The organism is Nonomuraea rhizosphaerae (assembly GCF_019396405.1).
GTDB classification, from domain to species: domain Bacteria; phylum Actinomycetota; class Actinomycetes; order Streptosporangiales; family Streptosporangiaceae; genus Nonomuraea; species Nonomuraea rhizosphaerae.
The window spans coordinates 1-7302 of sequence record NZ_JAHKRL010000110.1 but is presented as its reverse complement, the minus strand read 5'-3'; the positions used below and the strand labels follow the sequence as shown (position 1 = coordinate 7302).

Genomic DNA, 7302 nt, shown 5'->3' with positions numbered 1-7302 from the left:
CTCGCCCCAGGTCTGGAGCTGGTCGGCGGCCGCCGCCCGGAACGTGTCGGCCGCGCCCAGCACGACCGTCTTGCCGTCGCCGATGAGACTGCGGGCGAGCTTGCCGGTGGTGGTGGTCTTGCCGGTGCCGTTGACGCCGACGACCAGGACGACCGCGGGCCGCTCACCGTGCTTCTGGACGTGCAGCGTACGGTCCAGCTCGGGGTCGACCTGCGCCAGCAGCTGCTCACGCAGCAGGGAGCGCACCTCTCCAGGCGTGCGGCTGCCGAGCACCTTGACCTTCGTGCGCAGCTCCTCGACCATGGCGCGGGTCGGCGCCACGCCGACGTCGGCCGTGATCAGGCTCTCCTCGATCTCGTCCCACACGTCGTCGTCGAGACGGTCGCGCGACAGCAGTTCCAGCAGGCCGCGGCCGAACGCGCTCTGCGAGCGGGCCAGCCTGGAGCGCAGCCGCACCATCCGGCCGGCGGACGGCGGCGGCACCTCGATCTCGGGCGTGACGACAACGGGCTCGGCGGGCGGCGGGACGGTGGTGGTCGCCGCTCCCTCGCCCTCCTCCACGCTGGGGGCCGGACGCTGCTCGGGGAGCGTGGGCGTCTCGGGCGGCTCGACCGGCGGCGCCGACTTGCCACCAGGCCGGAAAAGGAAGAACAGGCCGCCGGCCGCCACCAGGGCGACGGCGACCACGATCACGATGACGACGAGATAACCATCCACAAGATGTCAGTTTTCCAGATAGAACGAGATGCTGCGGAACGGCACCACCGCGACACCGCCCTCGGGGGTCAGGCGGACTCGCGCTCCCTGAGGCGCTGGCTGACCACCTGGGTGACGCCGTCACCCCGCATCGACACGCCGTAGAGGGCGTCGGCGATCTCCATCGTGCGCTTGTTGTGGGTGATGACGATCAGCTGGGAGCTCTGCCGCAGCTCCTCGAACAGCCTCAGCAGCCGCTGCGTGTTGGTGTCGTCGAGAGCGGCCTCGACCTCGTCCATCACGTAGAACGGCGACGGCCGCGCCTTGAAGATGGAGATCAGGAACGCCACCGCCGTCAGCGACCGCTCGCCGCCCGACAGCAGCGACAGCCGCTTGACCTTCTTGCCCGGCGGTCTCGCCTCGACCTCGATGCCGGTGGTCAGCATGTCGGTGGGCTCGGTCAGCACCAGCCGCCCGTCGCCGCCGGGGAAGACCCGGGTGAAGATCTGCTCGAACTCCCGCGCCACGTCCTCGTACGCGGAGGCGAACATCTGCTCCACCCTGTCGTCCACCTCCTTGACCACCAGCAGCAGGTCGCGCCGGGTCTTCTTGAGGTCTTCGAGCTGGGAGTTGAGGAAGGCGTGCCGCTCCTCCAGCGCCGCGAACTCCTCCAGCGCCAGCGGGTTGACCTTGCCGAGCTGGGTCATCTGCCGCTCGGCGATCCTGGCGCGCTTCTCCTGCTCCTCGCGCACGTACGGGACGGGCGGGTCACCGGGGACCTCCGCGTCGGGACCGTACTCGGCGACCAGGGACTCCGCCTCCACGCCGAACTCGTCGAGGGCGCGCTGCTGGAGCTGTTCGAGCCGGAGGCGCTGCTCGGTGCGGGCGACCTCGCTGCCGTGGACGCGGTTGACCAGTTTGTCCAGCTCCTGGCCCAGCTCGCGGACGTGCACGCGTACCTGCTTGAGCTCGGCGTCGATGGCGACGCGGGCCAGGTCGGCCTCGTCGCGCTCGCGGGCGGCGAGCTGGACGGAGGTCGCCAGCGCCCTGAGGACCTGCTTGGCGCCCTTGCTCACGGCCTCGGCCACGGCGGCCTGCTGCCGGCGCCTGGCCCGCTGGGCGGCGGCCTGGGCGCGCTCCTGGCGCTCGCGCTGGGCGGCCCGGATCAGGCCGTCGGCGCGGCCCTCGATGCCCTTGACCCGCTCCTCGGCGGTGCGCACCTGGAGGCGGGTCTCCATCTCGCGCTGCCTGGCGACCTGGCAGGCCTCGGCCAGGTCGTCGCGGGTCTCGGTGGTGGGCTCGGTCTCCAGCTCCTGGGAGTATTCGGCCTCGGCCAGCCGGATCTCCAGCTCGGCCAGCTCCTCCTGGCCCTCGGCGCGGGACTCCTCGGCGGCGGTGACGCTCTTGCCGAGCCGCTCGGCCTCGGCGTGCGCGGCGTCGGCGGCAGCCTCCAGCTGGGCCAGCCGCTTGGCGGCGGCGGCGTTGCGCTGGTCGGCCTCCCGCTGCCTGCCCCTGACCTGGTCGAGTGTGCTCTGGGCGGCGCTCACCCCGGCCTGGGCGGTGCCGGCCGCGGTCTGGACCTCGTTGACGTGGGCCTGCGCCGCTTCCAGCGCCGCCTGCGCGGCCTGCTCGGCGGCGGCGGCCTCGTCGAGGACGAGCGCGGTCTGCTCGGCCCTGCCCTCGGCCTCCTCCAGGTCGGAGAGGGCGTCGTCGAGCGCCGCCCGCACCTGGAGGACCGAGGTGCCGCCCTCGGAGCCGCCGCTGGCCAGGTGGGCGCCGACGACGTCGCCGCCCCTGGTGACGGCGCGCAGCCCGGGATGACGCTGGACGACGGCGCGGGCCGTGTCGAGGTCGTCCACGACGACGACGTTCGCGAGTACGTGGTCGAGCGCGGCCCTGAGGTGCGGCGGCACGGTCACCAGCGCGGCGGCCCACCTGCTCCCGTCGGGCGCGGGCCCCGTCGAGGCGGCGCCCCTGTCGAAGTTCGCGCCGAGATCGCCGCCGGGGCCACCATTGGAGTTGGGGCCGCCGTTGGAGTTGGGACCGCCGTTGGAGTTGGGACCGCCGTTGAGGCCGCTCGCCACCAGCAGGGTCGCCTGGCCCGCCTCCTTGCCGCGCAGCAGCTCCAGCGCCCCCACCGCCGTGTCGACGCTTCTGACCGCGATCGCGTCGGCCACCGGCCCCAGCACCGCCGCGACCGCCGGCTCGGCCCCCGGTGTGACCTGCATCGAGGCCGCCAGCGGCCCGAGCACCCCCATCAGGTCGGCCTCCAGCAGCGCCGCGCCGCCGTCGCCCTTGGCCAGGCCCAGCTCCAGCGCCTCGCAGCGGGCCCGCAGCGCGGCCACGGCCCGCTGGGCCTCCTGGTCGGCGGCGCGTGCCGTGGTGACGCCTGACCTGGCCGCCTGGAGGGTGGCCCGCGGCGCGTCGAGCGCCGACTTGGCCTCCTCCACGGCGGCCCGGGCCTCGTCAGCGGCGGCGCCGGCCTCCTCGACCAGCGCCTGCGCGGTGGCCAGCTCGGCGGCGAGCGCCGGATCGACGGCGGGCTCCTCCAGCCGCTGCGCCTCCAGGTCTTCCCTGGCCACGCTCTCGCGCCCGGCGGCCTCGGCCACGGCGCGGGTGAGCCGGCCGATCTCCTCCTCGGCCGCGCGGGCCCTGCTGCGCACGGACTCGACCTGGCCGCGCAGCCTGGCCAGGCCCTCGCGGCGGTCGGCGGCGGCGCGGGCGGCCATGGCGAGGCGCCGCTCCTCGGCGCTCAGCTCGGCCTCGGACTCGGCGCGCCGCCGCACGGACTCCTCCAGCAGCTCCTGGGCGTGCTCCAGCTCGGCCCGCAGCACCAGCTCGTGCTCGCGGGCCTCGGCGGCCTCACGTTCGAGCTCCTCGGGGTCGCGCCCGCGCCGCTCGATGGAGGCGGCGTCGACGGCGTGCCGGTGCCGCTCGGCGGCGAGCTGTTCGAGGCCGGAGGTGCGCTCACGCAGGGACGACAGGCGGAAGTAGGTCTCCTGGGCGGCGGACAGGCGCGGCTGGGCCTCGGCCTCGGCCGCCTCCAGCGCCGCCTCGCGCTGCTGGCCCTCGGCCAGCTCCCGCTCCACCGTCGTGCGCCTGGTCAGGATCGCGGCCTCGTCGGCGGCCTCGCGCTCCAGCGTGGCGCGCAGGATGCAGACGTCGTCGGCCAGCAGCCGCAGCCGGGCGTCGCGCAGGTCGGCCTGGATGACGGCGGCCTTGCGGGCGATCTCCGCCTGGCGGCCGAGCGGTTTGAGCTGGCGGCGCAGCTCGGTGGCCAGGTCTTGGACACGGGTCAGGTTGGCCTGCATCGCGTCGAGCTTGCGCAGCGCCTTTTCCTTGCGCTTGCGGTGCTTGAGCACGCCCGCGGCCTCTTCGATGAACGCCCGCCGGTCTTCCGGGCCCGCGTGGAGCACGGCGTCGAGCTGGCCCTGCCCGACGATGACGTGCATCTCGCGGCCGATGCCCGAGTCGGACAGCAGCTCCTGGATGTCGAGCAGGCGGCAGGTGTCGCCGTTGATGGCGTATTCGCTCTGGCCGGACCTGAACATCAGGCGGCTGATCGTGACCTCGGTGTAGTCGATCGGCAGCGCGCCGTCGGAGTTGTCGATGGTCAGCGTCACCTCGGCGCGGCCGAGCGGCGGCCGGGAGGAGGTGCCGGCGAAGATGACGTCCTCCATCTTGCCGCCGCGCAGCGACTTGGCGCTGTGCTCGCCCATGACCCAGGCCAGGGCGTCGACGACGTTGGACTTGCCGGAGCCGTTGGGCCCGACCACGCAGGTGATACCGGGCTCGAAGCGCAGGGCGGTCGCGGAGGCGAAGGACTTGAAGCCGCGCAGGGTGAGGGTCTTCAGGTACAAGACCAGCCCCCTCTCCCTGACGGACATTCGCGGGAAAGCCTACTGGTCCCCACCGACAATCGCGGGCCAGTGCGGTCCGTCAGGGACGGGAGCTGGGCAAATGAAGCTTTTCTACTTCCTGCGCAAGTATCTTCCTGCGCAAATAACAAGGGACGCCTCTCCGAGACGTCCCTGGGTCTTGCGATCCGATCACTCAGGTGAGTGCCGGCTCGCGCTCCTGCATACGGCTGAGCGCCTCGTCGCGGGTTTGCGCCGCAAGAGCGTCATTAGTGGCCTGGAGTCGGATGAGTTCTGCCTCCAGATCCCGGATACGCTGCTGCAGACGGCGCATCTCCGAGACCATTCGAGGGTCAGGACCGCCGACGTGGCCGAGTAGAGCCTTCGCCATGGTAAAGGGTCCTCCACGCTGAGTGACCAGACTGGTTCGCGCACTTCTATTCCGCGGGAGGGGTGCGCGTGGTACCTAACAAGAGTCGCACCGGCAGTGTGGGCGGTCAAGTCGAACGAACCGTGTAGACCCACCCGCGGGCACTTCCGACATACAACTATACCCTATTTGGGCGGTTTAGCGAAACCCCTTATCGTTCTACAAACCCACTCAAACTACCTCGGGGTTCGCTCCACCGTTCAACCACTCCATCGACTCTGCCGGGCGTGTCGCAACCCCTGAGCAGGTCGAGGAGCTTGACGCACGCGTCACGATCCCCTTCGGCGACGACCTCCACCCGGCCGTCGTCGGTGTTCCTTGCCCATCCTGACAGACCGAGTTCGAGCGCTCGCGCCCGGGTCCACCAGCGGAAGCCGACGCCCTGCACCCTGCCCCTCACCCAGGCCGTGAGCCTCGCCTGCTCCACGCTTCTCCTCCTTCGTCCTCGTCCGGTGAGCACCGGCAGCACGCCGCCCCCCGCCCCGGACCTCCGCCGGAGTACGGCGGGAAGGCGGGCACGGGCCGGTGACGTGCGCGAACAGGCCTAGGCGGTGACCCGGGGCCGCCGCTGGCAGGTCGGGCAGCTGTACGAGGACCGGTTCATGAACGGGTCGCGCCTGATCGGCGTCCCGCACCGGGAGCAGGGCTGGTCGCGCCGGCCGTACGCCTCCAGCGAGCGCTCGAAGTAGCCGCTCTCACCGTTGACGTTGACGTACAGGCTGTCGAACGACGTGCCGCCCTGCTGCAACGCCGAGGCCATGACCTGGCGGACCGCGGCCAGCAGTTCGGCGATCTTGGGCTTGGTGAGCGTGTTCGCCGGGCGCGCCCAGTGGAGCTTGGCCAGCCACAGCGCCTCGTCGGCGTAGATGTTGCCGACGCCGCTGATCAGCGACTGATCGAGCAATGCCCGTTTGATCTCGGTTTTCTTCCGGCGGAGGTTGACAGCGAAGCGCGCGTCGTCGAACGCCTTCTCGAAGGGGTCCGGGGCGATGTGCGCGATCGGCGCGGGGATGCCCTCCACCAGCGGCGTCAGCATGACGTGGCCGAACGTCCGCTGGTCCACGAACCTCAGGTCGGGCCCCTGGTCGGCGAAGCTGATCCGTACGCGCAGGTGCTTCTCCAGCGGCGAGTCAGGCCGCACCACGAGAAGCTGCCCGCTCATCCCCAGATGGGCCAGGAGCGCCTCCTGGGCGCCGGAGAGCGGCAGCCACAGGTATTTGCCCCGGCGCTCCGCGGACAGCACCTCACGGCCCGCCAGGCGGGCTCCGAACTCCTCGCCGCCCGGCAGATGGCGTCTCGTGGCGCGCGGGTGCAGCACCTCGGCCGCGGCGATCTCCCGGCCGGCCACCCATTCGGCCAGACCTCGGCGTACGACCTCGACCTCGGGAAGCTCAGGCACCTGACCTCACTCCCCGGCGGGCCCTAGCCCGCCGGCTGGCTCTCACGCTGCTCACGGCGGGCCCTGATCCGGGTCCACGCCGCCTCGGCCGCCTGCTGCTCGGCCTCCTTCTTGCTGCGCCCGTTGCCCGAGCCGTACGACTCGCCGCCCACGCGCACCTCGGCCGTGAACGACTTGGCGTGGTCGGGGCCGCTCTCCTCGACGTGGTACTCGGGCACGCCGAGCGCCTCGGAGGCGGTGAGCTCCTGCAAGGAGGTCTTCCAGTCGAGGCCCGCGCCCAGCGAGGCCGAGCGCACGATCAGCGGGTCGAACAGCAGGTGCACGACACGGAACGCCTCGTCGAGGCCCTTGTCCACGTAGACGGCGCCGATCAGCGCCTCCAGCGTGTCGGCCAGGATCGAGGACTTGTCGCGGCCGCCGGTGCCCTCCTCGCCCCTGCCGAGCCGCAGGAAGCGGCCCAGGCCCAGGGTGCGGGCCACGTCGGCGAGCGCGCGCATGTTGACCACCGCGGCCCGTAGCTTGGCCAGCTGGCCTTCGGGCAGGTCGGGGTGGTTGCGGTAGAGGGTGTCGGTCACGACCAGGCCGAGCACCGAGTCGCCGAGGAACTCCAGGCGCTCGTTGGTGGGCAGGCCGCCGTTCTCGTACGCGTAGGAGCGGTGGGTCAGCGCCCGCTCCAGGATGTCGGGACCGAGGCCGACCAGCAGCACCCGCTCCAGCTCGTCTTTGGCGACCTCGACGGCCACCGGCTTAGGACCTGCGCCCACGTGCTTCCTCCTCGGACATCTTCACCAAGCGCGACAGCCGCGGAAGATGCCCGAAAACGTGGTGGGCGTCGGGGACACGAAGCCCCGGCGTCCACCACGGCCGCGGGCGAACCGCCACTGCACGCATCTGAGACGGTAACGCCGACCGGGGCACAA

The 7302-nt window shown here is 72.0% G+C and carries 6 protein-coding genes; all 6 read right to left on the bottom strand.

Translation table 11 applies throughout. The features are described from left to right. Positions 1-717, bottom strand: a 717-nt coding sequence (locus KME77_RS05570) for a signal recognition particle receptor subunit alpha (protein ID WP_219462606.1), incomplete at its 3' end; no start/stop codon positions are given. A 68-nt stretch (positions 718-785) separates the two neighbouring features. After that, the gene (locus tag KME77_RS05565) at positions 786-4556 is read right to left on the bottom strand and encodes an SMC hinge domain-related protein (protein WP_219462604.1); all 3771 of its coding nucleotides are present in this window, start codon (positions 4554-4556) and stop codon (positions 786-788) included. A gap of 193 nt (positions 4557-4749) precedes the next feature. Beyond that, positions 4750-4944, bottom strand: coding sequence for a hypothetical protein (locus KME77_RS05560; RefSeq protein ID WP_090938435.1), 195 nt, complete (start codon positions 4942-4944; stop codon positions 4750-4752). Between the two features lie 190 nt (positions 4945-5134). Continuing rightward, a complete protein-coding gene (locus tag KME77_RS05555; RefSeq protein WP_219462603.1) occupies positions 5135-5410 on the bottom strand; it encodes an acylphosphatase in 276 nt (91 codons plus the stop codon). A 117-nt stretch (positions 5411-5527) separates the two neighbouring features. Next, the gene (gene mutM, locus KME77_RS05550) at positions 5528-6382 is read right to left on the bottom strand and encodes a bifunctional DNA-formamidopyrimidine glycosylase/DNA-(apurinic or apyrimidinic site) lyase (protein ID WP_219462600.1); all 855 of its coding nucleotides are present in this window, start codon (positions 6380-6382) and stop codon (positions 5528-5530) included. A gap of 23 nt (positions 6383-6405) precedes the next feature. Continuing rightward, the gene (rnc, locus tag KME77_RS05545) at positions 6406-7125 is read right to left on the bottom strand and encodes a ribonuclease III (RefSeq protein ID WP_308250562.1); all 720 of its coding nucleotides are present in this window, start codon (positions 7123-7125) and stop codon (positions 6406-6408) included. Positions 7126-7302 lie beyond the last annotated feature (177 nt).